Raw genomic sequence first — 22,776 nt, 5'->3', positions numbered from 1 at the left:
GCGGCTCTCCGGCCTCGCGCGGGTCAGGCCAGGCGGCCCTCGCGGGCGAGGGCGCCGAGCCAGTGGGCGGAGGGCTTCGGGGTGCGCGCGAAGGTCTCCGGGTCCACCGCCACCAGGCCGAAGGTCGGCCGGTAGGAGCCCCATTCGTAGTTGTCGAGCAGGCTCCAGTGCAGGTAGCCGCGGATGTCCACGCCGTCGCGCAGGGCGTCGGCGAGACCGGCCAGCGCCTGCGTGGTGTAGGCGATCCGCTCGGTGTCGTCGGCGGTGGCGATGCCGTTCTCGGTGACCAGCAGGGGCACGTCCGGGCCGACCAGCGCGGCGGTGCGGCGGACGGTCTCGCCGAGTGCCTGCGGGTAGTACTCCCAGCCCTTGATGGTGGTGCGGACGCCGTCGGCGACCGGGACCTGGCCGTCGACGCCGACCGGCGTACGGGTGTAGGTCTGCACGCCGATCCAGTCGTCGCCGCGGGCGGCCTCGGTGAAGACGTCCTCGCGCCCGCGGGCGAGGGCCGCGACGGTGGCCTCGGCGCCGGGCTCCACGGGGTAGAGGTTGAGGCCGGCGACCGTCCAGCCGATCAGCAGGCGGGGGTCGGCCTCGCGCAGCGCGGTGCTCGCGGCGCGGTGGGCCCGCACCAGCGCCTCGGTGATGTCCTCGCCGGGTTCGATCCGGTCGACGCCGCCCTCGACGGTGCCGCCCTCCTGGACCCACCGCGCGATGGAGTGCATCCGGGCGAGGATGTTCGGCTCGTTGATGGTGGCCACGTACCGGACGCCGTCGAGCACCTCGGTGGCGGCGGTGGCGGCGTACCGGGCGAACAGCTCGGCGGCGTCGGGGGCGAGCCAGCCGCCGGCCTCGGCGAACCACTGCGGCAGGGTGAAGTGGTGGAGCGTCACCACCGGGGTGAGGCCGCGGGCCAGGGCGCCCTCCACCATGGCCCGGTAGTGGGCCAGCGCGGCCCGCGAGTACCGGCCGCGTACCGGCTCGATCCGGGCCCACTCGATGCTGAACCGGTAGGCGTTGAAGCCGAGTCCGGCGAGCAGGTCCATGTCCTCGGGCCAGCGGTGGAAGCTGTCGGCGGCGTCGCCGCTGGGCTCGGGCAGGAACGAGCCGGGCCGGTTCTCCAGGGCCCACCAGTCGCTGGTGGTGTTGTTGCCCTCGATCTGGTGGGCGGCGGTCGAGGCTCCGAACAGGAAGCCGTCCGGAAGCGTGCCGTTGTGGGTCATGCCGTCACCTCGCGCGGGGCAGTGGGGTGGCCGAAACGGAAGAGCGGGTCCGCGGTGTCGAAGGGCACGTCCTCGCGGGCGGCGTCGACGGCGGCGTCCGAGCGGGGCAGGTCGAACGGGAGCGAGCCGGTCATCGGGGCGCGGCCGAGCACCGCGTCCAGCACGACCTCGTCCGACGCGCCGAACTCGCCGACCAGCAGCGCCGCGTGGGGCGCGAGCGGGGTGAGCACGGCGGGGCGTTCGAGCTGGGCGACGACGGCGGTGGGGACGGCGGCGGCCAGGGCGGCCACGCGGGCCGCCTCGGCCGGCTCGAACTCCAGCGAGCCGGAGTGGAAGGCCTGCTCCAGCAGCCCCGCGCGCTTCTCGTACGGCGTGGCGAGGCGCAGGACCGCGAGGTCGGCGTCCTCGGGACGCTCGACGACCGTCCCGTAGCGGGCCGCGACCCCGGCGTCCACGCCCTCCACGTAGAGCCGCTGTCCGCTCAGCGGCCGGCCGGCGAGGTGGACCAGCGAGCGGGTCTGCACCCGGCGGCCGAGCGCCCGGCCCTCGGGCGCGCCGACCAGCCCCGCGGCGGCGTCCACGTCGACGTAGGGGTCGTCGAAGAGGCCGAGGCGGAACTTGTCGCGCAGGATGCGGCGGGCGGACTCGTCGAGGCGGGCCTCGGTGACGACGCCGGAGCGCACCACGCCGAGGATCAGCTCGGGGTCGGTCTCGCCGCCGAGCTGGTCGGCGCCCGCGCGCAGGGTGAGCGCGACCTGCTCGGGCACCGACAGCTCCTCGACGCCCCAGTGCCGGGGCGGCAGGCTGACCAGGCCGGGGATCTCCATGCCGGTGATGGCGTTGAAGTCGGTGCACACCACGCCGTCGAAGCCGTAGCGGCCGCGCAGCAGGCCGGTGATGACGTCGTGGTTGAAGTTGGCGCCGACCTCGTCGAGTCCGGAGCCGGAGGGGATCGCGTAAGCGGGCATGATCTGCGCGGTGCCGGCCTCGAAGGCGGCCTCGAAGGGGCGCAGGTGCTGCTCCAGGGCGCCGCCCGGGTAGACCAGGCGCCGGCCGGCCGCGAAGTGCGAGTCCTCGCCCTTGTACTGCGGGCCGCCGCCGGGGAAGTGCTTGGTCATGCAGGCGACGCTGTCCGGGCCGATCCGCTCGCCCTGCAGGCCGCGGATGTAGGCGGCGATGATCCGCGCGGCGCGCTCCGGGTCCTCGCCGAAGGTGCCGCTGATCCGGGCCCAGCGGGGCTCGGTGGCGAGGTCGGCCATCGGGTGGATGGCGATCCGGATGCCGACGGCGCGCAGCTCGCGGCCGATCAGGGCGGCGTACTCCTCGACGAGCGCGGGGTCGTCGGTGGCGGCGAGGCCGATCGGCTCGGGGCCGGTGGAGAAGCCGCCGCCGGTGAAGGCGGTGGCGGGGTTCTCGGTGAAGCCGTGCCGGGGGTCGGAGGCCAGGGTGACCGGGATGCCGAGGCGGCCGGCGGCGGCGAGGTCCTGGACGTGGTTGTTCCAGGCGGCCATGGTGCGGGCGTCGGGGACGGCCATCATGCCGAAGGCGGTGAGGCCGCGCTCGGTGATCAGGTGGTCGCCGGACGGGAAGGGGCCGTTGTCGCCGGGGAGCATCCGGCCGTGCAGCATCAGCGCGGCCTTCTCCTCCAGGGTCATCCGGGTGAGGAGGTCCTCGACGCGCTCCTCGACGGGCAGCCGCGGGTCCTCGTAGGGCTCCATGGTGCCGTTGTGGTTGAGGTCGCGGAACGGCGTGCCGTCGGTGTGGCGCAGCACGGTCCTCATGCCGTCACCTCGGCGGCGGCCGGGGCGGCGGCCTTGGCGCGGAAGGCCTCGACGGTCGCGGCGTCCACCCCGCAGTGGGCGAGCAGGCCCTCGGTGCCGCCGTAGCGGGTGCCGACCAGCTCCAGGAAGGCGGCCATCGCCCCGGCCGGGGCCTCCAGCAGCGGGCGGGGGACGACGAAGGTGCCCGCCTCGTGGTCGTTCAGGGCGGCGCGGTTGCGCTCGGCCAGGTTCGCCCAGATCTGCGGCAGCGCGGCGGTGGTGCGGGCGTAGTCGGCGACGATCTCCTCGGCGGGGACGCCGAGCAGGTCGAGCAGCAGGGCGGTCAGCCAGCCCGTGCGGTCCTTGCCGGCGGCGCAGTGCACCAGCACGCCGCCGGGACGGGTGGCGGCCTCGACGGCGAGCTTGACCGCCCCGGGGGCGGACTCCGCCATCAGCAGGTAGAAGGCGCCGAGGTCCTCGTCGGTGACCATGTCCTTCATGGCCGCTTCCAGCCTCCGGTCGGTGGGCTGGACGCGGGCGGCGACCACCTCGATGCCGGCGGCCAGGGACTGCGCCCAGTCGGTGTCCTCCACCTCGATGTCGCCGCGCAGGTCGATGATCGTGCGGACGCCGGCGGCGGTCAGCTGCTCGACGACCGAGGCGTCGTCGGCCGGGTACGGCTGGGCGGAGCGGTGCAGCACTCCAGGGCGGACCCAGCGGCCCTCGGGGTCGGCGAGGGTGGCGGGGTCGCGGAAGTTGACCAGGGTCACGGCGGGGGCCTTTCGGTGCGGGAGAACGGGGGTGGGGGGTGGTGGTGCGATCGAGGGCAAGACATCTAGACGTCTAGATGTCTACCTGGCGAGGGGGGCGCCGGGCAAGCGACGGCGAGGTGAACTTCCGGACAACCGGGGACGGAAGCCACCCCCCGGCTCCGTAGGATCTGGCGCGTGGCGACGCACCGAACCGAGACCCCGCTGTACCGCCGGCTGGCCCGGCAGCTCCAGGAGCGCATCGACGCCGGGGCGTACCCGGCGGGCTCACGATTGCCCAGCGAGCCGGAGCTGAGCGCCGAGTTCGGCGTCAACCGGCTGACCGTCCGGCAGGCGGTGGCCGAGCTGGAGCGGGCCGCGGTGCTGGAGATCCGGCGCGGCGTGGGGACCTTCGTCCGCCCGCCGGCGGTGCGGGTGTCGATCACCGTCGACCCGCGCAGCCAGCGCTTCGACCTCGGCAGCGTGCACTCCGGGCTGCCGCTCGGCACGGAGGTGCCGGACGCGGCGGAGGACGGCGAGTTCGTGGTGTCGGCGCCGCCGGTGACCGGGAGCCCGGAGGACGCCGAGGCGGCCCGTCAGCTGGGGCGCGACAGCGCGGAGCTGTCCCGGGTGGACACGGTGATCCGGCTCGGCGGCCGGCCCCGGGTGGTGAGCAGCTACTGGGTGCCGTCCGGGCCGCTGCCGGCCGGACTGCTGCGGCCGGGCCGCCCCGGCAACATGGTGCTCGACCTGGCCCGGGCGGCCGGGGTGGAGCTGGAGTACGACTGGCGGGCGTTCGGCGCGGTCGGCGCGGACCTCGCCGACGCCGAGCTGCTCGGGGTGCCGCCGGGCACGGCGCTGCTGGTCCGCGAGGGCGTCAGCTGCACGCCGGACGGCACGCCCGCGCTCTACCTGCGGCGGCGGATCGACGGCAGCAGCGCGCGGTTCGTGCTGCACTACCGCGAGCCGGGCGGCGGGTCGGGGCCAGTGCGGTAGGCGTTCACCGGGGCGCCCCGGCCGGGGCCGCCGGGACCTCCCGGTCGAACGCCCCGAGCACGTCCCGGAAGGCCGCCACCCAGTCCCGCAGCGAACGCGCCTCCATGCCGCCGACGACGCGCTGCCGGGTCATGCCCGCGAGCAGCGCCGCGAACGCCCGCGGCCGCAGGTCGACGGCCGGGTCCACGCCCAGCCGCTCGGCCGCGATCGCCGCCGCCCGCCGCGAGAAGGTGTCGACCACGGTCAGCCCGAAGTCGTGCACGCTGCGGACCTCGATGAACCGGTGCCGCAGGGCCCGGCGCCGCACGGAGTGCTCGGCCGGCTCCTCCAGCTCCCCGTCGGTGGTGGTCACCGCGTGGTCGAAGGCGGCCCAGAGGCCGAGCCCGGCGGGCGCGGCGGCGAAGGCGTCCAGGACGGCGGCGCCGAAGTCCATGCCGAACAGCAGCGCCTCCTTGCACTCGTAGTAGCGGAAGAAGGTGCGGTGGGCGACGTCGGCCCGGCGGCAGATCTGGTCCACCGTGGTGCCCTCGAAGCCCTGCTCCTCGAAGAGGTCGAGCCCCGCCGTGCGGATGGCCTGCCTGGTCCGCGCCCGCTTGCGGTCGCGCAGCCCGGGCTCCGCCACGGTGTCCGTCCCCTGCCCCTGCATCCTGCTCGCTCCTCGTCAACTGCTGTGCCGCACGCGGCCGTAGTCGTACGGAATCACGCCCGGCGCGGCCCGCTCAAGCCGCGCGCCAAGTCGTCGACATTTCGTCATCCGAAGTTTGCACAACTGCCAGTTGGCAGTTGTGCCACTTCCAAAGGGTGGTGTCCGGCGGCCACCGGTCCGGCTGCGCCCGCCGGTCTTCCCCCTCCCCGAAGCCCCCCGAACCCTCCCGAGGAATCATGAAGCGGCACACGCTCGTCCTGGCGTCCACGGTCTGCACGGCGGCCCTCGCCCTCACCGCCTCCGCCTGCTCCGCGTCCGACGACACGGTCTCCGGCGGCGGTGCGGCCACCGCCGCGGCCCAGGACGACGGCCCCGCCGTCGACGGCGGCACCCTGAGAATCGGCCTCGACCGCCCGTTCACCAAGCTCGACCCGGCCGAGACCACCCTCACCTCGATGCCGATGATGATCCTGGCCAACGCGCTCTACGACCCGCTGATGGTCAACGGCGACAACGGCGCCGTGCAGCCCTACCTGGCCAAGGCCTTCACCCCGAACGCCGACGCCACCGCCTGGACGCTGGAGCTGCGCGAGGGCGTCACCTTCAGCGACGGCAAGCCGCTCGACGCGCAGGCCGTGGTCGACCACGTCAACCGGCTCGCGAAGCCCGAGTCCAAGTGCTCCTGCGCCACCGACGCCGCCACCATCGGCGCCATGACGGTCAACTCCCCGACCTCCCTCGGCTTCACCCTCAAGTCCCCCAACGCCGCCTTCCCCAGCCTGTTCACCCGCTCCCTCGGCTACGTCTCGGAGGCGCCCGCCGGCGCCGACACCCCCGCCGTCGGCTCCGGCCCGTACACGCTGGAGAGCGTGCAGCCGGGCGTCTCCGCCACCCTCGTGCGCAACCCCTCCTACTGGGGCGCCAAGGGCCACGCCGACAAGCTCGTCTACAAGGTGCTGCCGGACGCCGACAGCCGCTACCAGTCGCTGCGCTCCGGCGACGCCGACGTCGTCTGGGCCGAGACCCCCACCCAGCTCAAGCAGGCCGCCACCGACGGCCTGCGGGTGGCCGCCGGCCCCGGCTCCACCTCCACCGTGCTGTTCAACACCAAGGCCGCGCCCTTCGACGACCCGAAGGTGCGCAAGGCACTGCAGTACGCGGTCGACCGCTCGGCCGTCGAGAAGGTCGTCTACCTCGACCAGGGCAAGGTCTCGGACGGCCCGATCGGCTCCGCCTCCCCCTACCGGGCCGCCGGCGACGCCTCCGGCTACCCCGCGCACGACCCGGCCAAGGCGCGCGCCCTGCTCGCCGAGGCGGGTCACTCCGACCTCTCCTTCGAGTACCTCGTCGACAGCCGCCCCGAGGGCCAGCAGCGGGCCACCGTGCTCCAGCAGATGTTCGCCGAGGTCGGCGTGAAGATGACCATCAAGCCGCTGGACCCGGCGGGCCTGGGCACCGCGATGTTCCAGCGCAAGTTCCAGGTGATGGACTTCATCACCAGCATGTTCGGCGACACCGACACCGCTCTGGCCAGCCTCTACGTGCCCGACGCCACGTTCAACTTCACCGGCTGGAACAACCCGAAGGCCGGCCAGGCGATCGCCGCCGGACGCGCCGCCGTCGACCCGGCCCAGCGCGCCCGCTCCTACCAGGAGGCCGCGCAGGAGGTCGTCAACGACGCCCCGATGCTCTTCCTGACCGAGAACAGGATCGGCCTGCTGGCCTCCGCCAGGATCGGCGGCCTGCCCGACGTCTCCAAGCGGACCGTCGTCAACGTCTCCCCGGCCTCGCTGTGGGTGAAGAAGTGACCCCCGCCGCCCTCCGCACGGCGGGACGCACCGCCGCACGGCTCGGACGGGCCGCCGCGGTGCTCCTGCTGGTCACCGTCGCGGCGCTCTCCCTGCCGCACCTGATGCCCGGCTCCCCCGCCCTCGCCGCGCTCGGCCCCACCGCCACGCCGGAGCAGGTCGCCGCCTACGAGGCCAAGCTCGGCCTGGACGAGAACGTGCTCGCGGCCACCTGGCGCTGGCTCGGCGACGCCCTGCACGGCGACCTCGGCCACTCGCTGTCCACCGGCGTCTCGGTCACCACCGAGCTCGCCGACCGGGTCCCGGTCACCCTCGAACTCTTCGTCGCCGCCCAGGTGGTGGCGCTCGGTCTGGCCCTGCCGGTCGCGCTCTGGTCGGCCTGGCGGCCGGGCGGGGCGGTCGACCGGATCGCCACCGCCGGCGCCTTCGTCTGGCTGGCCGTACCCGGCTTCGTGCTCGGCCTGCTGCTGATCTGGTTCACCGCCGTCCAGCTGCGGATCCTGCCGGCCACCGGCTGGACCCCGTTCACCGAGGACCCGCTGGAGAACCTGCGCCACCTGGTGCTGCCCGCGCTCACCCTCGGCCTCACCGAGGCCGCCGTCTTCACCCGCACCCTGCGCGGCCAACTGCTCGACACCCTCGACCAGACCTACGTCGCCGCCGCCCGCAGCCGCGGCATGGGCACCGTGCGGCTGCTGCTGCGCCGCACGCTGCGGCCCTCCTCGCTGCCGCTGGTCACCCTGATCGGCATCGGCATCGGGACCTCGCTCGGCGGCTCGGTGCTGGTCGAGACGCTGTTCGCGGTGCCCGGCGTCGGCACGTGGGTCTCCGGGGCGATCAACGGCCGCGACTTCCCGGTGGTGCAGGGAGTGGTGGTGGTCAGCGCCGTCGCCGTGGTGGCGGCCACCTTCGCCGTGGACCTGCTGTACCGCACGATCGACCCGAGGATCGCCGATGAGCGCCGCTGAGACCGTCCCCACCCCCACCGCCCCCACCGCCGCCGTCCCGCGCAAGAAGGCGGCGCGCCGCCGCCCCTCCACCGGGGTGCTGGCCGCCGGCACCTGGCTGGCCGTCGTCGCGCTCGCCGCCCTGCTGCTCCCGCTGCTGCCCGGCTTCGACCCGCTGCACGGCGACTTCGCCAACCCCGCCGCCGCCCCCGGTCCCGGCCACTGGCTGGGCACCGACGCCGCCGGGCGCGACGTCCTGCAGCGGACCGTGGCCGGCGCCCGCGCCTCCTTCACCGTCGCCGGGCTGACCATCGCCGTCGGCCTGCTCGGCGGCGGAGCGCTCGGCGTGGCGGCCGGCTGGTTCCGCGGGCCGGTGGACAAGGTGATCGGCTTCGCCACCGACCTGCTGATGTCCGTCCCCACCCTGATCCTGGTGATGATCGCGGTCTCGCTGCGCGGCCCCAGCCTGTCCCTGATCGGCGCGCTGATCGGCCTGTTCACCGTGCCGCACTTCACCCGGGTGGTGCGCGCCGTGGTGCTGTCGCTCAGCGAGCGCGGCTTCGTCCAGGCCGCCCGGATGATCGGCACCCCGCCGCTGCGCATCCTGCGCCGCGAGGTCGTCCCGCACGTCGCCCCCGCCGCGCTCACCTTCGCGTTCACCGCCACCACCGTCGCCATCGTCGCCGAGGGCTCGCTCAGCTTCCTCGGCTTCGGGCTGCGCCCGCCGGAGCCGTCCTGGGGCGGCATCATCGCCGAGGGCCGGACCACGCTCGGCAGCGCCCCGTGGATCTCGCTCGCCCCGGCGACGGTGCTCTGCCTGACCGTCCTCGCCCTCAACTACCTGGGCGAGCAGCTGCGTTCGAAGGGAGGGCGAGGATGACCAGCCCGGTTCTGGAGGTCCGTTCGCTCGACACCACCCTGCACACCCCCGACGGCCGGACGCTGCACGTGCTGCACGGCATCGACCTGACCATCGGCGCCGGCGAGTGCCTCGGCGTCGTCGGCGAGTCCGGCTCCGGCAAGTCCGTCCTGGCCCGCACCGTGCTCGGCGTCCACCCGCGCACCACCCGCGCCACCGCCACCGGCTCGGTCCTGCTCAACGGCGAGGACCTGCTCACCGCCACCGCCGGCCGGCGCGCCGAACTGCTCGGCACCGGCGTCGCGATGGTCCACCAGGACCCGATGACCTCGCTCAACCCGGTCGTCCGGATCGCCGACCAGGTCACCGAGTCGCTCACCAACCGGCGCCGGATGCCCCGCCGGGAACGGCTGCGCACCGCCGCCGAACTGCTCGCCGCCGTCGACGTCCCCGACCCGGCCCGGCGCGCCCGCGCCTACCCGCACGAGCTGTCCGGCGGCCTGCGCCAGCGCGTGGGCATCGCCGCCGCGCTGGCCGGCTCCCCCGCCCTGCTGCTCGCCGACGAACCCACCACCGCGCTCGACGTCACCGTCCAGCGCACCGTGCTCGACCTGCTCGACCGGCACCGCGAGACCCGGGGCCTGGCCACCCTGCTGATCACCCACGACATCGGCCTGCTCTACGGCCGCGCCCGGCGGATCGCCGTCATGTACGGCGGACGGGTCGTCGAGACCGGCCCCACCGAGGCCGTCACCGAGACCCCCGCCCACCCGTACACCGCCGCGCTGCTGCGCTCGGTGCCCCGGGTCACCGGGCCGCTGCGCCGCACCCTGCCCGCCGTGGCCGGCTCGCCGCCGGACCTCTCCAGGCCCACCCCCGGCTGCCCGTTCGCGCCGCGCTGCGAGCGCGCCCAGGCGCTCTGCTCGACGGACGCGCCGCCGCTCCACCGGGCCGGGGCCGGGCACACCGCCGCCTGCCACTTCCCGCTCACCCCGTCGGCCGCGCTGCCGGAGAAGGCCGAGGAGACCGCCGCATGACCCCCGCACCCGAGTCCACCCCGGCCTCCCCCGAGGCGGACACGCCCGTCGTGCTGCGGGCCACCGGACTGTCCGTGGTCCACCGCACCCGCTCCGGCCCGCTGCACGCCGTCAGCGGCGTCGACGTCACCCTGCGCGAACGCCGCACCCTCGCCCTGGTCGGCGAGTCCGGCTCCGGCAAGAGCAGCATCGCCAAGGCCCTGCTGCGGCTGCCCCCGCCCACCACCGGCACCGTCACCCTGGACGGCACCGACCTCGCCGCGCTCGCCCCGCGCGCGCTGCGGGCCCTGCGCCCCCGGATGCAGATGGTGTTCCAGGACCCGGTCTCCTCGCTCAACCCGCGCCGCACCGTGCGCGACCTCGTCGCCGAACCGCTGGACGCCCACCCGGACCCGTCGGTCGACCGCGTGGCCGTGGTCGAGCAGCAGCTGGAGGCCGTCGGCCTGCCGGTCGCGCTGTTCGGCGACCGCCGGCCCGCCCAGCTCTCCGGCGGCCAGGCCCAGCGGGTCGCCATCGCCCGGGCGCTCGCCGCCGAACCCCGGGTGCTGATCGCCGACGAGGCCGTCTCGGCCCTCGACGTCTCCGCCCAGGCCACCGTGCTCAACCTGCTGCGCCGGCTGACCGAGGAGCGCGGTCTGGCGAGCCTGTTCATCTCGCACGACCTCGGCGTGGTCCGCGCCGTCAGCGACGACGTCGCGGTGCTCCACCTCGGCCGGCTCTGCGAACAGGGCCCCACCGAGGAGGTGCTCGCCGCACCCGCCCACCCCTACACGGCGGCGCTGCTCGCCGCCGTCCCCGAGCCGGGCCGCCCGCTCGGCGACACCGGGCTGCTCCCCGCCGACCCGCCGTCCCCGCTCGACCCGCCGTCCGGGTGCCGGTTCCGCACCCGCTGCCCGTTCGCCGACGAGCGGTGCGCGAGCGAGGTGCCGCGGCTGCGCGAGGTGTCCCCGGGGCGGACCGTCGCCTGCCACCGGCCGCTGACGGCCCGGCAGCCGGCGGCTCCGGCGTAGGGGCCCGGAGCCGTCGGCGCAGGCGGTGCCGCCGCGGGCGCGGCGGACGCGCGGGACGGCCGGGGCACCGACCGGGTAGCATCCCGGCCTGGGCAGCCGGCCGCCCGACCAGCGGCGGAACGCACCCGGCTGACCAGCGAGGAAGCCGACCGGCGGGCACGCCGGCCGGCCCGACCACACCGACGGACCGGGGCGGGACACGACGACATGACGGTGGCCAACGGAACCGGCGCACCCGACATCCCCAACGAGCTGGCCCACCACTGCCTGGACCTGCTCACCGACGTCTCCCGCACCGGCCGCCTGCTGCGCCGCGCCGAACTGGAGCGGCTGCGCGACCTCGGCGAGCGCGGCGCGGAGACCGGCCACGGCCTGCGCGAACTCGTCGGCGCCTGTCTCGGCGCCACCCGCGCCGCCTGGCAGACCCTCCCCGGCCTCACCGCCGCCACCGCCGCCGAGCTGCGGCGCACCGGGGACGCCGTGCTCGCCGCCACCCAGGCCGCCCTCGGCGCCCTCGCCGAGGGTCACGAGCGCGCCCAGCGGATGGCCGTGCGCCAGGAGGAGACCAACCGGCGCGAGCTGGTCAACGACCTGCTGCACGGCCGCTCCGACCTCGGCCGGCTCGCCGAGCGCGCCGAGCGGTTCGGCCTGCGGCTGGCCGCCGGATACACCGTCGCGGTCGCCGTCGCCGACGAGCCCTACCTGGAGGGCGCACCCGCCGCGCACCGGGTGCTGCGCGAACTGACCGGCCGTTACGACGACCGCACCCTGCTGCTGGCCGCCCGCGACGGGCGGCTGGTCTGCATCGCCTCCGACGGCGAACAGGCCGTCCTCACCGCCTTCACCGACCTCGCCCTGCGGCCCGGCGCCGGCTACCCTCCCGCGCTGCGGGTGGCGACCGGCCGCCGGCACGCCGGCACCGGCGGCATCGTCCGCAGCTACGAGGAGGCGCTCGGCGCGCTGGAGTACGCGCAGCGGCTGGAGCTGTCCGCGCAGCGGCTGCGCGCCGAGGAACTGCTGGTCTTCCCTGTGCTGATGCGGGACCGTTCCGCGATGGCCGACCTGGTGCGCACCGTGCTCGGCCCGCTCACCTCCGCGCGCGGCGGCGCCCGCCCGCTGCTGGAGACCATCACCGTCCAGGCGGAGGCCGGGTACGTGAACGCCGAGACCGCCCGGCGGCTGGGCCTGAGCGTGCGCGCGCTCGGCTACCGGCTGGACCGCATCCGCGAGCTGACCGGTTACAACCCGGCGGACGCGCTGCACCGCTACACCCTGGAGACCGCGGTGATGGGCGCGCGGCTGCTCGACTGGCCCGACCAGCCGCTCCGGCCCTGACCGTTCCGGGCCTGACCGTTCCGGGCCCGTCGCGTGACCGCTCGGCGACCGTTCCGGGCCCGCGACAGTTCCATCGTGAACGTTTCAGTGGGCCACGCGTTGCTTACGGATTCCGGATATTTTCAGGTGTCAAAGCAGCGTCAAGATTGCCGGGTCCTGGCAGTGTGCGGACGCTTTCCTCCTGACAGGATCACCACGGCGCCCGGGGGGTCCGGCGCCGAACGAGGTCGGGGGGACGGGCGGATGCGGGGGGAGTTCAAGGCCGCACCGAAGCTTCCGACCTTGCTGGTGACCGCCGAGTACTGGATGCTGGCCCTGCTCAGCGGCCTCGGAGCCGACGCCGTGTCCGGGGGGCACGGCGTCGGCCGCACCACCGGCACCCGGAGCGGGGGGTGCGGCACCGACCCCCACGTCGACGCCGCCTCCGGGGACCTGCCGGACGAACTGCCCGGGGACCTCCTCGCCTCCGAACAGTTCCCGCTGGTCGGCCGCGCCTGCGTGGTCCTCCCCGGCGGCGCCGACACCGTCTCCGGCTGGGCCGAGACCACCACCGACGACGGCTCCCCCGCCCTCCTCGCCGTCCGCACCCCGCCCGGCGACCCCGCCGTCCCCGCCGGCGCCACCGCCCTCCTGCACGCCCACGACCCGGTCACCAACACCTTCCTCATCACCCACCTCGACCTCGGCGTCCTCTTCAGCTGAGAGATGTTCGACCGAAGAGCGGACCATCAGACTTACTCTGCTCAGGTGCGAGCCGGACCGGACCGGCGGTAGGTTCGGCGCGTCATCCCCTTCCGGTCGAAGCGAGGCACCGCCATGAGTGCTCAACCCGTCCAGCCCCGCCTGCCGTCGGAGGGCCCGCGAACCATCCGCGAGTTCCGCGGGACTCTCTCCGGCCCCGATCTCGACCGCTTCGCCACCGAGATCGAGGACGTACCCCTGCACGAGATCCGGGACTACCTCAAGAGCTGGCAGCAGCTGCTGCACCTGCGAACCGTCCCCGAGATCGAGCATGCGCTGCGGACCGCCTTCGACCGGCCGGGCACGCCGCTCGCCGAAGTCCTGCCTGAATGGGAGGAGTTGGATGTCTGACCTGCGGCCGCTCTTCCTCGACGATGCCGTCCGGCCCGCCGTGGCCGGTCTCACCACGGACCAGCGACGCCGGTTCCTTCACACCCTCCGCAGTATCAGGCGCGACCCGGAACCGGGCCTTCCCTACACGCCCGGGGACGACGTCTCCGGGCGTGTCGTCACCATCCCCGGTGATGACGCAGTACCCGGCATGACGTTGGGATACCGCGTCAACGCCCAGGAGATCCGCATCGTGCTGGTGCTCGTCGGGCCGTGATCGGGGCCTGTCGAGGGCGGGTCAGCGGCGGGCGGCGGCGAGGAGGGCGGGGACGGTGGGGAGTTTGACGCGGGGGCGGCCGGTGGCCTCGCCCCGGGCGCGTTCGGCGCGGTCGATGGCGCGCAGCTGGCGCAGGCCGAGCGCGTCGGGGCGGCGGGCGCGGACCAGGCGCTCGAAGGACCTGCGGTCGGCCGCGGGCACGGGCAGGACGCCCGCGACGGCGTCGTCCAGCAGGGCGTGGACGGTCTCCTCGGCGCAGGCGCGGTTGGCGCCGATGCCGCCGGAGGGGCCGCGCTTGGCCCAGCCGACCAGGTAGGTCCCGGGCAGCGGCCGGCCGGTCGCCGGGTCGAGGACGCGCCCGCCGGTGTGCGGGACGGCGCCGGCGGTGTCGTCGAAGGGCAGCCCGGGGACGGGGACGCCGCGGTGGCCGATGGAGCGCACGACCAGACCGGCGCGCAGGAGTTCGTCGCCGCCGGCGAGGCGGACCGCCGTGACCCGGCCGGAGCGCTCGTCGCCGAGCAGGGCGGCGGGCGCGGCGTGGAAGCGCAGCACGATCCGCCGGCCGGGCCGGGGCGCGGCGGCGGTGTCCACCCGCTCCAGCGGGAGGCCGGCGAGCAGCGCCGCTCCGGAGCCGCGCGGGGCTCCGGCCAGGGCGGCGCGGACCTCCGGGTGGTCGTCCACCACGATGTCCACGCCGGGCAGCCGGGCGAGGGCGAGGAACTCGGGCGCGGTCCACGCGGCGTGCTCGGGCCCGCGCCGGGCGAGCAGGACGACCTCGCGGACCGGGCTGCGGCGCAGCGCGGCGAGCGCGTGGTCGGCGATGTCGGTGGCGGCGAGCCGGTCGGGGTCGGTGAGCAGGATCCGCGCGATGTCGACCGCGACGTTGCCGTTGCCGATCACCACGGCCCGTTCGGCGCCGTCCCCCGTCCCGCCGCCGAGGGCGACCGCGTCGCCCGGCACGGTCGGTTCGGCGTTGTACCAGCGGACGAAGGTGGTGGCGGGCACGCTGCCCGGCAGGTCCTCGCCGGGCACCCCGAGCCGGCGGTCGGCGGCGGCGCCGACCGCGTACACCACCGCGTGGTGGTGGGCGGTGAGTTCGGCGTGGCGGAGGTCGGTGCCGACCTCGACGTTGAGGTGGACCCGCAGCCGCGGGTCGTGGAAGACGGAGGCGAAGCTCTCGGCGATCCGCTTGGTCGACTGGTGGTCCGGGGCGACCCCGTGCCGCAGCAGTCCGCCCGCCACCGGCAGCCGGTCGATCATGGTGACCTCGGCACCGGTGGAGCGCAGCAGTGCCTGCGCGGTGTAGCTCGCCGACGGCCCGGTGCCGACGACGGCGACCCGCAGCGGGCCGGTCCCGGGACCGGCGGGCAGGCTGCGGGGGAAGACGGGCGCGCCCCAGGCGTGGTCGGCGGGGTGGTCGCGGAACCAGTCCCGGTTGAGCTCGCCGTAGACCGCGTCGGGCCCCATCAGCCGGTCGACCGGGAAGACGGCGTCCACCGGGCAGGCGTCCGCGCAGGCGCCGCAGTCGATGCAGGCGGCCGGGTCGATGTACAGCATGTCGGTGCGGCCGAAGTCCGGCTCGTCCGGCGTGGGGTGGATGCAGTTGACGGGGCAGACGGACACGCACGAGGCGTCGTTGCAGCAGGTACGGGTGATCGCGTAGGCCATGGCGGGCGTGGGGTCCTCGCTGCGTGGGGAACGGGTGCCGGGGGAACGGGGAACGGGGAACGGGGAACGGGGAACGGGGGACGGTGCCGGGGGAACGGGCCGGGCGGGCGCGCTCAGAGCATGTGGATGCGCCGGTAGATCCTCGCCGCCGCCGTGGTGAGCAGCCCGTTCTCGGCGAGGAAGGCCATCAGGTGGCGGCTGCTGGTGCGCATCATGGCGCGGCGGTGCTCGCTGGCCCCGGCCTCGGCGAGCGCCCGTTCGACGTCCAGGCCGGCGGCCCGGTACACGGCCGGGTGCACCATGCTGGTGACGATGACGAAGGCGCCGGCCGCGATGCCGAAGGCCGCGTTGCGCCGGCGCAGGACGCTCGCCCCGCGCAGCCGTTCGCGGATCTCCTGACGGGCGAACTTCATGTGCCGGGACTCCTCGACCACGTGGATCCGGGACGTCCCGCGGACGATGTCGAGGACGTTCTCGCCGCGCATCCAGTCGCGCTGCATGACGTCCAGCACCTCCTCGGCCACCAGGATGCCTCCGTAGGCGAGTTCGCCGCGGGCGAGGGACTTGTAGGCGCGCCCGGCCTGGGCGACCAGCCGGTTCGGCCGGTACTGGGGGACGCCCATCTTCTCGCAGGCGCGGGCGAACATGATCGAGTGGCGGCACTCGTCGGCGATCTCGGTGAGCGCGAAGCGGAACTCGGCGCTCGCCGGGTCCTTGAGGTACTGGTCGCGCAGCACCATCTGCTGCAGGATCATCTCGAACCAGATGCCGGTGGTCATGATCGAGCCGACCTCGTGGCGGGTGAGGGTGACCCGCTGCTCCTCGGTCATCTCCGCCCAGAGCGGGGTGCCGTAGAGGGTGCTCCACTCGGGATTGAGCCCGTAGTGCCCGGGCGGGAGCGGGGCGTCCCAGTCGATCTCGACGGCCGGGTCGTAGGAGAGGGTGGCGGCGGAGTCGAGCAGCCGCTTGGAGACGTCGTCGTCCGCCTCGGTGTGGGTCCGGGTGGGAACGCGTTGCGCCGGGTGGGCCATGGCTGCCTCCGTCAGGTGCGTGGCCTGCGCGGGAACCCGCATGCCCCGCTTATTGACGGAGATTACAATAAGAGTCGGCGTCCGAGAACCCCCCGCGGGGTGCCTCCTCGCCGGCCTCCTCGCCACCCTCGCCGCCGTCCGGAACTGGCGGGCTCGCCCGGCCGGGGGATGATGGAGGGGTCGCGGCAGCGAACCGCCGACGGAGAGGAGCGGACCGGATGGAAACGGCGGACGCCCTGCACCGCGGCCGATCCCCTTTCGTCGTCGACGCCATGGGCGCCCTGCTCGACGCGGACGGCCGCATCGTCCGCTGGACCCCGGAGGCGCAACGGCTGCTCGCCCTCGACCCGGGCCAGGTCCACGGCCGGCGCGTGCACGAGCTGCTCGACGACCCCTCCGGATGGCCGGCGATGTCCGAACTCAGCGCGGAGCAGCAGGCCGAGGGCTGGTCCGGCGAGGCGGTGCTGCGCTCGGGGCGGGGCGAGCGGCTCGCGCTGTCCTACCAGGTCCTGCCCCTGAACGCGCCCGCCGAGGCCGACGACCCCCCGCCGGGCGCACCGCGCACCGGCACCCCCCGGTACTTCGTGCTCGCCGCCCCCACCGTGCTGATCGCCCGCTCGCGCCAGGACCAGGCCTTCACCCGCGAGCTGTTCCTGCAGGACCGGGTCGGCCTGGCCGTCTTCGACGAGCGGCTGCGCCTCGTGCGCACCAACACCCATCTGCTCCCCTACAGCGGCCTGCCGCCGGACCTGCGCGGGCGCCGGCTCGGCGACTTCCTCCAGGCGCAGGACGCCGCCGCCGTCGAACGCGGGCTGCGCGACGTGCTGCGCACCGGCCGGCCGCTGATCGGCGCGGAGGAGATCGTCCGCACCATCGAGGACCCGGCGGGCGGCGCGGTGATGGCCATCTCGGCGTTCCGGCTGCAGGCGCCGGACGGTCAGGTGATCGGGGTGACCGCGCTGTTCACCGACGTCACCGAGCTGCACCGGTCCGGCGAGCGGCTCGCCCTGCTGCACCGGGCCACGGCGGCCGTCGGCGGCTCGCTGTCGGTCAGCGGGACGGCGGAGGAGCTGGCCGCCGTCCTCGTCTCGTCCGCCTCACCGGCGTCACCCGCCCCGTCCACCCCGGGCGGCGGCGCGGCGGCGGACGGCGGCGCGCCGCCGGGGCTCGCCGAGCTGGCGGTGGTCGACGTCGCCGAGGCGGTGTTCAGCGGCGGGGAGCCGTCGGCGGGGCGGGACGGCCTGGTGGCGCTGCGCCGCGCCGCCGTCGCCTCGGCGGCCGCGCCCGCCGGCGCGGGGGCGCCGCCGCCCCCGCCCACCGGCGTCACCGTGTACGCCGACCCCGGCGCGCAGACCACGCACACCGACTTCCCCCCGTCGATGACGGTCCCGCTGCGGGCCGGCGGCAGCCTGCTCGGCCGGGTGAGCGTCCACCGCGCCCCGCACCGCCCGCCGTACGCGCCCGCCGACCTGGAGCTGCTGCGCGAGATCGCCGACCGCGCCGCGCTCGCCCTGGACAACGCCCGCCGCTACGCGCGCGAGCACCGCGCCGCCGTCGGGCTCCAGCGCAGCCTGCTGCCGCCCTCGCAGGCCGAGACCACCGCGGTCTCCACCGCCAGCGTCTACCTGCCCACCGACACGGCGAGCGGGATCGGCGGCGACTGGTTCGACGTGATCCCGCTGTCCTCCGCCCGGGTCGCGCTGGTCGCCGGCGACGTGGTCGGGCACGGGCTGGCCGCGAGCGCGACCATGGGGCGGCTGCGGACCGCCGTGCGGACGCTCGCCGACCTCGACCTGGAGCCGGACGAGCTGCTGGTCCACCTGGACGACCTGGTCGCCCAGCTGATGGTGGAGGCCGAACGGCCGGAGGAGGAGGAAGAGCGGCTCCACGCCGAGCCCGGCGCGAGCGCCGCCACCCGGCCCCCGGTGAGCCACGGCGTGTGGAGCGACGCCGGCCACGACGCTCCGGACGACCAGCAGACCGTGCCGTTCGGCGCCACCTGCGTGTACGCGGTGTACGACCCGGTGTCGCGGCGCTGCGCGGTGGCCTCGGCGGGCCACCCGCCGCCCGCCGTCGCGGGGCCGGACGGCCGGGTGGCGTACGTGTCGCTGCGGCCGGGGCCGCCGCTCGGCGTGAGCGGGCTGCCGTTCGAGGTGACCGAGATCGAGCTGGAGCCCGGCAGCCTGCTCGCGCTGTACACCGACGGGCTGCTCCTCGGGTACGCGGACGACCTGGAGGAGGGCATGGACGAGCTGTCCCACCGGCTCGCCGCCGCGGCCGCGCCGCCGGAGGGCGCCGTCCCGCCGGCCGGGGCGGCGCTGCGGCAGCTCGGGCGGGACCTCGTCGCCGACCTCCCGGCCCACCGGCTCACCGACGACGTCACCCTGCTGCTGGCCCGCACCCGGGAGGTGCCGCCCGAGGCCACGGCGGGCTGGACGCTGGACGCGGACCCGGCGGCGGTCTCGCGGGTCCGGGAGGCGGCCACCGAGCAGCTGGTGGCCTGGGGGCTGGAGGAGCTGGTGTTCACCACGGAGCTGGTGCTGAGCGAGCTGGTCACCAACGCGATCCGCTACGCGGGCGGGCCGGTGGGCGTCCGCCTGATCCGCGCCGAGCGCCTCACCTGCGAGGTCTCCGACCCCAGCGCCACCCAGCCCCGGATGCGCCGGGCCCGCCTGACCGACGAGGGCGGCCGGGGCCTCTACCTGGTCGCCCAGCTCACCACCCGCTGGGGCAGCCGCTACACCCGCCAGGGCAAGACCATCTGGGCCGAACAGGACCTTCCGCCCGCCTGACCCAGGCCCGGGCTGCTGCGGCTCGGGCTCGGGCCCGGGTCAGGCTGCTGCTCGGACACGCCCTCGATTCGACCAATACGGGCGAATCCGCACGTTCCGCCGGTGTGATTGGTGTTCTGATCTGCCAACTCACCCCTTGAGGAGAGACATGCGCACTCGCACCGCCCTCGCCGCCGGCGTCCTCGCCGCCGCCGCTCTGCTGGCCGGTGGCGGCACCGCCGTCGCCGACTCCGTCGCGCACGGTGTGGCCGCCAACTCCCCCGGCGTCCTGTCCGGCAACCAGATCCAGATCCCCGTCCACATCCCGGTCAACGTCTGCGGCAACTCGATCAACATCATCGGGCTGCTCAACCCGGCCTTCGGCAACACCTGCGTCAACAAGTAGGCCGCCCCGCCGGCGGACCGCCGACCGGCACACCGACGCGGGTCCGTCCAGCCGGGCGGGCCCGCGTCCGCGTGCCGCCTCCGGATGGCCGCGCCCTGGTGGCTCGCACCCGCTCCACCTGCCCATGCTGGGGCATCGACTCAGCGAGGTGCGGATGTTCGACGAGAGCTTTGCCTTCCCCAAGAGCCTGCTGAACCCCGACCCGGCGGGCCCCGGCGCCCGGGTCGCGGTGATCGGCGCCGGGATCGCCGGCCTGGTGACCGGCTACGAGCTCCAGCGCCGCGGCTTCGACGTCGTCCTGTACGAGCGCTTGAACCGCCCCGGCGGCCGGGTCCGCACCCACCGTTTCTGGGACGGCACGTACGCGGACCTGGGCGCGATGCGCATCCCCGAGAACCACCGCTGCGTGCTGCACTACGTCAAGGCCTTCGGCCTGCCGACCCGCCCGTTCGTCAACTTCAACCCGGACGCCTACTACCACCTGCGCGGCCACCGCGTCCGCATCCGGCAGGCGGGCACCCTGGACTCGGTGTACGCGCTGCGCGCCGGCGAGCGCGGCACCCCGCTCGACGTCCTGGACAACCTGCTGCGCACGGTCTGGACCTCGCTCAGCGACGACCAGCAGCGGCGCCTGCTGGAGGGCCGGTGGGACGACCCGGCGCTGGACCGGCTGGCCACCGTCTCGCTCTGGCAGTACGTCCACGAGCGGATCTCCGCGGACGCCTGGCACCTGCTCGGCCACGCCAGCGGCCTCGCCCACTACGAGCAGTCCTGCCTGCTGGAGGTGCTGGTCGACTACTTCGGGCTGTTCCACCTCGGCCAGCTGGAACTCGTCGGCGGCATGGAGGCCCTGGTGCAGGCCTTCGTCCGGGAGCTGCGGCCGGGAACGCTCCAGCTCTCCACCCGGATCGACGAGCTGGCGCTCACCGCCACCGGCGTACGGGTCGGCGGACGGCGGCTGGGCAGCCCGGTCAGCGAACGCTTCGACCTCGCGGTGTGCTGCGTGCCGGTGCCCGCCCTGGACCAGATCGGCTTCCGGCCCGCGCTGCCGCACCACCAGCAGCACGCCATCCGCGGCATCAGCTACGCCAGCAGCACCAAGGCGCTGGTGCACACCCGGCGGCGCAGCTGGGAGCTGCGGGACGGCATCTTCGGCGGCGGCAGCTTCACGGACATGCCGATCCAGCAGTGCTGGTACCCCTCGGACAACGCCCGCCCGGCCGCGGACGGCGCCCCGGTGAACGGCAACGGGCACCACGGCGGCCACCTCCCCCCGCACCGCCTGGTCGCCGCCGAGCCGGACCGTTCGCACGCCCCCGCCGTGCTCACCGGCGCCTACCTGTGGGGGGCCAACGCCCGCCGCTTCACCACCCTGCCGCCCGGCGACCGCGACCTGCTGGTCCTCAAGTGCCTGGAGCGGCTGCACCCCCGGATCCGCGACGACGTCGACGACATCGTGCACTGGAACTGGGACGACCAGATCGGCCTCGGCGGCGGTGCCTTCGCCCACCTCGCCCCCGGCGAGCACGGCCGCTACCTGATCGGCCTGGGCGCCCCGCACCCGGTCGAGGCCCCGCGGATCTGGTTCGCCGGGGAGCACCTGTCGGCCGCGCACGCCTGGATGCAGGGCGCGGCCCAGTCGGCGCTCGGCGTGGTGCAGCGGGTGCTGGAGCAGTGGGGGCAGCGGGGCGAGCCGTACACCCGCGCCGAGGTGGGCAGCCGCCCGTGAACGCCACCGGAGCCGGGACGGACCCGGCGCACCCGCCGCCGCTGGGCCGCGCCGACCTGCGCGCCCCCTTCGCGCCGTCCGCCGACGGCGTCGAGCGGATCGGCCTGGAGGTGGAGAACGGCGTGGTCGACCCGGAGACCGGCCTGGCCGCCCCGTACGAGGGCGCGGGCGGCATCGAGGCGGTGCTGCGCACCGTCCTCGCCGAGTGGGGCGGCGAGCCGCAGTTCGACACCGGCCGGCTGACCGGCGTGCACCTGCCGGACGGCGTGCGGATCACCCTCGAACACGGCGGGCAGCTGGAGTACTCCTCGGTGCCGGTCGCCGGGCTGGACCGGGCGGTGACCGAGGCGCGCGCGATGCTGGAACGGCTGGCCGAGCTGGTCGGCCGGTTCGGCCACGCGCTGCTGCCCGGCGCGCTGCTGCCGTTCGACCGGGTGGAGGCGATGGCCTGGGTGCCGATGGTGCGCGGCGCCCTGATGCGCGAGCACTTCGCCCGGATCGGCACAGCCGGCGCCGGGGCGCGCCGGGTGATGGCGCTGTCGCTGTCCACCCAGGTCCACCTGGACTTCCTGGACGAGCGGGACTTCACCGAGAAGCTGCGGACGCTGATGGCCGCTTCCACCCCGGTCGCCGCACTGCTGGTCAACTCCCCGATCAGCGGCGGGCGTTCGAACGGCGTCCTGTCGCACCGCTCGCAGGACTGGCTGCGGATGGACCCGGCGCGCTGCGGCGTCATGCCGCCCGCGCTGCGCGCCGGCGTGGGGATCGGCGACGTCGTCGACTGGGCGCTGGAGCGGCCGATGATCTACCGCCGGCGCCCGGACGGCGGCTACCGGCTCGCCCCGGAGCGCCCGTTCGGCGCCCTGCTGCGCGAGGGCCTGGAGGACGGCTCGCCGCCCCGCTACGAGGACTGGCTCTCCCACCTGTCGCAGCTCTGGACGGCGGTGCGGGTGCGCGGAACGATGGAGCTGCGCTCCGGGGACGGTCCGCCGTACCGGCACCTCGCGGCTGTCCCCGCGCTCTGGACCGGCCTCGGCTACCACCCCGAATCCCGCACCGCGGCCTGGGAGTTGCTGCGGGGCTTCACGGCCGAACAGCACCGGGCGGCGGCGGCCGCACTGCCGGCCGAGGGCCTGCGGACGATGCTCGGCGGCGAGCGCGTGCTCGACCTCGCCGCCGAACTGGTCCGGCTCGCCCGGGCCGGCCTGCGGGCCCGGGTGGACGCCGGGCTGGAACCGCCGCGGGTGCTGGACCACCTCGACCCGCTGGACGAGGTGCTGCACACCCGCCGGACCTTCGCCGAGCAGTGCGCCGACCGCTGGGAGGGCGATCTGCGCCGCGAACCGCGCCGCTACGTCGCCGAGTTCAGGGTCTGAGCCCGGCGGGCGACGACGGAGCCCGGCGGGGACTCCGCACAGAGCACCGCGCCGCCCGGGGCTCCGGGCGGCGCGGT

At 75.3% G+C, this 22,776-nt stretch carries 20 protein-coding genes; 14 read left to right on the top strand and 6 right to left on the bottom strand.

From position 1 onward, the window contains the following. Positions 1-23 precede the first annotated feature (23 nt). From ABT093_RS23295 to ABT093_RS23285, 3 genes are read right to left on the bottom strand one after another with little or no spacing between them, the layout of a single operon-like run. Positions 24-1,223: a glycoside hydrolase family 1 protein gene (locus ABT093_RS23295; RefSeq protein WP_350567370.1), complete on the bottom strand. Its 1,200-nt coding sequence runs from the start codon at positions 1,221-1,223 to the stop codon at positions 24-26. After that, positions 1,220-3,004, bottom strand: a complete 1,785-nt coding sequence (locus ABT093_RS23290; RefSeq protein WP_350567368.1) for a glycoside hydrolase family 3 protein — start codon at positions 3,002-3,004, stop codon at positions 1,220-1,222. Before ABT093_RS23290 ends, ABT093_RS23295 begins: the two co-directional genes overlap by 4 nt. Next, the gene (locus ABT093_RS23285; RefSeq protein ID WP_350567365.1) at positions 3,001-3,753 is read right to left on the bottom strand and encodes a tyrosine-protein phosphatase; all 753 of its coding nucleotides are present in this window, start codon (positions 3,751-3,753) and stop codon (positions 3,001-3,003) included. The genes ABT093_RS23290 and ABT093_RS23285 overlap by 4 nt, the downstream gene beginning before the upstream one ends. Positions 3,754-3,930: 177 nt before the next feature. On the opposite strand from ABT093_RS23285, the gene ABT093_RS23280 reads away from it, so the two are divergent. Next, entirely contained in the window at positions 3,931-4,728 is a 798-nt protein-coding gene (locus tag ABT093_RS23280) for a GntR family transcriptional regulator (protein ID WP_350567362.1), read from the top strand. 4 nt (positions 4,729-4,732) lie between these two features. Here ABT093_RS23280 and ABT093_RS23275 read toward each other — a convergent pair whose 3' ends face one another. Beyond that, complete coding sequence (locus tag ABT093_RS23275; RefSeq protein ID WP_350567359.1) at positions 4,733-5,374, bottom strand: TetR/AcrR family transcriptional regulator; 642 nt, start codon at positions 5,372-5,374, stop codon at positions 4,733-4,735. Positions 5,375-5,610: 236 nt separating this feature from the next. Between ABT093_RS23275 and ABT093_RS23270 the strand changes: the two genes are divergently transcribed. The 9 genes from ABT093_RS23270 to ABT093_RS23230 all read left to right on the top strand — a co-directional run bounded on the left by ABT093_RS23270 (position 5,611) and on the right by ABT093_RS23230 (position 13,718). Continuing rightward, positions 5,611-7,182: an ABC transporter substrate-binding protein gene (locus tag ABT093_RS23270; RefSeq protein WP_350567356.1), complete on the top strand. Its 1,572-nt coding sequence runs from the start codon at positions 5,611-5,613 to the stop codon at positions 7,180-7,182. Beyond that, the gene (locus ABT093_RS23265; protein WP_350567353.1) at positions 7,179-8,150 is read left to right on the top strand and encodes an ABC transporter permease; all 972 of its coding nucleotides are present in this window, start codon (positions 7,179-7,181) and stop codon (positions 8,148-8,150) included. The genes ABT093_RS23270 and ABT093_RS23265 overlap by 4 nt, the downstream gene beginning before the upstream one ends. Beyond that, positions 8,137-9,009: an ABC transporter permease gene (locus tag ABT093_RS23260; RefSeq protein ID WP_350567351.1), complete on the top strand. Its 873-nt coding sequence runs from the start codon at positions 8,137-8,139 to the stop codon at positions 9,007-9,009. The genes ABT093_RS23265 and ABT093_RS23260 overlap by 14 nt, the downstream gene beginning before the upstream one ends. Beyond that, positions 9,006-10,025, top strand: a complete 1,020-nt coding sequence (locus tag ABT093_RS23255) for an ABC transporter ATP-binding protein (RefSeq protein WP_350567349.1) — start codon at positions 9,006-9,008, stop codon at positions 10,023-10,025. Before ABT093_RS23260 ends, ABT093_RS23255 begins: the two co-directional genes overlap by 4 nt. After that, complete coding sequence (locus ABT093_RS23250; protein WP_350567346.1) at positions 10,022-11,035, top strand: ABC transporter ATP-binding protein; 1,014 nt, start codon at positions 10,022-10,024, stop codon at positions 11,033-11,035. Before ABT093_RS23255 ends, ABT093_RS23250 begins: the two co-directional genes overlap by 4 nt. A 207-nt stretch (positions 11,036-11,242) precedes the next feature. Further along, entirely contained in the window at positions 11,243-12,370 is a 1,128-nt protein-coding gene (locus ABT093_RS23245) for a PucR family transcriptional regulator (RefSeq protein WP_350567343.1), read from the top strand. Between the two features lie 282 nt (positions 12,371-12,652). Beyond that, on the top strand, positions 12,653-13,072 hold the full coding sequence (locus tag ABT093_RS23240) for a hypothetical protein (RefSeq protein WP_350567340.1): 420 nt from the start codon (positions 12,653-12,655) through the stop codon (positions 13,070-13,072). Positions 13,073-13,186: 114 nt separating this feature from the next. Further along, a complete protein-coding gene (locus tag ABT093_RS23235; RefSeq protein ID WP_350567337.1) occupies positions 13,187-13,462 on the top strand; it encodes a hypothetical protein in 276 nt (91 codons plus the stop codon). Next, on the top strand, positions 13,455-13,718 hold the full coding sequence (locus tag ABT093_RS23230) for a hypothetical protein (RefSeq protein WP_350567334.1): 264 nt from the start codon (positions 13,455-13,457) through the stop codon (positions 13,716-13,718). Before ABT093_RS23235 ends, ABT093_RS23230 begins: the two co-directional genes overlap by 8 nt. Positions 13,719-13,739: 21 nt before the next feature. Here ABT093_RS23230 and ABT093_RS23225 read toward each other — a convergent pair whose 3' ends face one another. Both ABT093_RS23225 and ABT093_RS23220 read right to left on the bottom strand, forming a co-directional pair. Then, positions 13,740-15,386 carry a 4Fe-4S binding protein gene (locus ABT093_RS23225; RefSeq protein WP_350567331.1) on the bottom strand — a complete coding sequence of 549 codons (1,647 nt, stop codon included), beginning with the start codon at positions 15,384-15,386 and terminating at the stop codon, positions 13,740-13,742. Between the two features lie 113 nt (positions 15,387-15,499). Then, entirely contained in the window at positions 15,500-16,417 is a 918-nt protein-coding gene (locus tag ABT093_RS23220; protein ID WP_350567328.1) for an AurF N-oxygenase family protein, read from the bottom strand. Between the two features lie 218 nt (positions 16,418-16,635). Between ABT093_RS23220 and ABT093_RS23215 the strand changes: the two genes are divergently transcribed. From ABT093_RS23215 to ABT093_RS23200, 4 genes are all read left to right on the top strand, one after another. Beyond that, a complete protein-coding gene (locus ABT093_RS23215) occupies positions 16,636-19,209 on the top strand; it encodes a SpoIIE family protein phosphatase (protein WP_350567325.1) in 2,574 nt (857 codons plus the stop codon). 148 nt (positions 19,210-19,357) lie between these two features. Beyond that, complete coding sequence (locus ABT093_RS23210; RefSeq protein WP_350567324.1) at positions 19,358-19,594, top strand: chaplin; 237 nt, start codon at positions 19,358-19,360, stop codon at positions 19,592-19,594. Between the two features lie 124 nt (positions 19,595-19,718). Continuing rightward, entirely contained in the window at positions 19,719-21,323 is a 1,605-nt protein-coding gene (locus ABT093_RS23205; RefSeq protein WP_350567321.1) for a flavin monoamine oxidase family protein, read from the top strand. After that, positions 21,320-22,699 carry a glutamate-cysteine ligase family protein gene (locus ABT093_RS23200; protein ID WP_350567318.1) on the top strand — a complete coding sequence of 460 codons (1,380 nt, stop codon included), beginning with the start codon at positions 21,320-21,322 and terminating at the stop codon, positions 22,697-22,699. Before ABT093_RS23205 ends, ABT093_RS23200 begins: the two co-directional genes overlap by 4 nt. The last annotated feature ends 77 nt before the right edge of the window (positions 22,700-22,776 follow it).

The organism is Kitasatospora sp. NPDC002551, from assembly GCF_040296005.1.
Lineage (GTDB): Bacteria > Actinomycetota > Actinomycetes > Streptomycetales > Streptomycetaceae > Kitasatospora.
The sequence above is the reverse complement of the archived record's forward strand: the minus strand, read 5'-3'. Positions and strand labels throughout refer to the sequence as shown.